This is a genomic window from Lamprobacter sp. (assembly GCF_034860625.1).
Classification (GTDB): Bacteria; Pseudomonadota; Gammaproteobacteria; order Chromatiales; family Chromatiaceae; genus Lamprobacter.
Map to the genome: position 1 here is coordinate 1 of NZ_JAYESN010000459.1, position 1,687 is coordinate 1,687.

A 1,687-nucleotide genomic window follows, 5' to 3' on the forward strand; every position below is an offset into this window, starting at 1 on the left:
AAGCCCTGCCTCAGTGGGCGTTGTGACCCGCGCCTGGCGCTACGCAGCGACCGAACTGTCCTTGCTAACTTGCTAGTGCCCATCCATGGCCGGCCAACCATCTGAATTGCCTAAATATTTTTGCCTGAGGCAATAAAAAATCCTCTTGGAAATGGTATGTTTGAGTTGCGAGACAAAAACAAAACCAACCAAGAGGATTTCCGCAATGCGAGAAACCCGCAATGCTCAGGCTAGTATATTCGATCGTTACTCTGAACACGAATTCGGCCGGCACCTCGAGAGATTATCGGCTTTGCTCGATGAGTACCCACAGGTCCTTGAGCTGATCGCCGGGGACTTCAACAAAGCCAGCGTCGCCCGGACCGGGGCGTGCGGACTGAGTGTCGAAAGCATCCTGCGCTGTTTGGTGCTCAAACAGATCACACAGCTGAGCTATCAGAAGCTCTCGTTTCACCTGTCCGACTCCGCCACCTATCGTACATTTGCGCGACTGACGGCGAAGCAGTCGCCGAGCAAGTCAGCCCTGCAGGCTACGATACGGCGTGTGCAGCCGGAGACACTGGTACAGATTCACCGGCTCTTGATATCCGACTGGTTGGTGCAGGGTCAGTTATCGCTCGACACGCTGCGTATTGATAGTACGGTCGTCGACAGCAACATTGCCCCGCCATCGGACAGCGGGTTGCTGGAGGATGGCATACGGGTGCTGAGTCGGCTGATGGCGAATAGCAAGATCAACACCGGCGTAAAGATCCGGTTCGTGGACCAGAGAAAGCGGTCGAAGTCACTGGCATTCCGGATCTTCCATGCGAAAAAGCCCGAGAAAAACAGACTATATCCTGAGCTGATCCGATGCGCTCGGGTTGCACTGGAGCAAACATCGAAGGCCATCGACAAGGTCCGATTGCACGCCGCTGATGAGATACGCTGCCGGCCGTGGATTGATGAGGTGGAGCACTACCGGGGGCTGTTGATCAAGGTGATCGATCAGACTGAGCGCCGTGTGATTCATAACGAGAAGGTGCCGGCGTCGGAGAAGATCGTCAGCCTATTCGAGCCGCATACCGACATCATCGTGAAAGGGTTACGCGACGTTCAGTATGGTCACAAAGTGAACCTCGCCACGGAGCGATATGGCTTTGTCACCTACTTCAAGGTCGAAGACGGTAACCCCGCGGACTCAACGCTATACCAACCCGTGCTGGATGCGTGCCAGTCTGACTATGAGATCACTTCCGACGCGGTAGTCACCGACGCCGGATACGCCGGCGCTGATAATGTTCGTCGGGCACGCCAGGGTGGCGTCAAGCGAGCCGTATTCAACAAGCCGCTGGGTCTGAGTCTTCATGATATGGGCGTGAAGAGAAAGACCTTCGTCGCGTTGCGCGATTTCCGTGCCGGCATCGAGGGCAATATCTCTGAACTGAAACGCGCATTCGGGATGAGCCGGGCAACGTGGAAAGGCCTGAGCGGTTTTGGCGCCTACGTTTGGTCAGCGGTATTGAGCTACAACCTTATGCGCTGTGCTCGTCTGTGCCCCGGATAACGTGACCCGCCCCCGATACATCGCGAAAAAAACGGGGCCAACGCAAGCGGCCCCCAGGGAAGGCATGCCCAAAATCTGGGAAAAGCAGCGGTTTTTACGCTCCCGACGGGCCCAGCGGTGTCATGTCGACCCGAAAACCGC

The 1,687-nt window shown here is 56.3% G+C and carries 1 protein-coding gene; it reads left to right on the forward strand.

Going from position 1 to position 1,687, the window contains the following annotated elements:
* Positions 1 to 205: 205 nt before the first annotated feature.
* Positions 206 to 1,546 (forward strand): ISNCY family transposase, encoded by a 1,341-nt coding sequence (locus tag VBE63_RS28815; RefSeq protein ID WP_323686411.1) that lies wholly within the window; start codon positions 206 to 208, stop codon positions 1,544 to 1,546.
* Positions 1,547 to 1,687 lie beyond the last annotated feature (141 nt).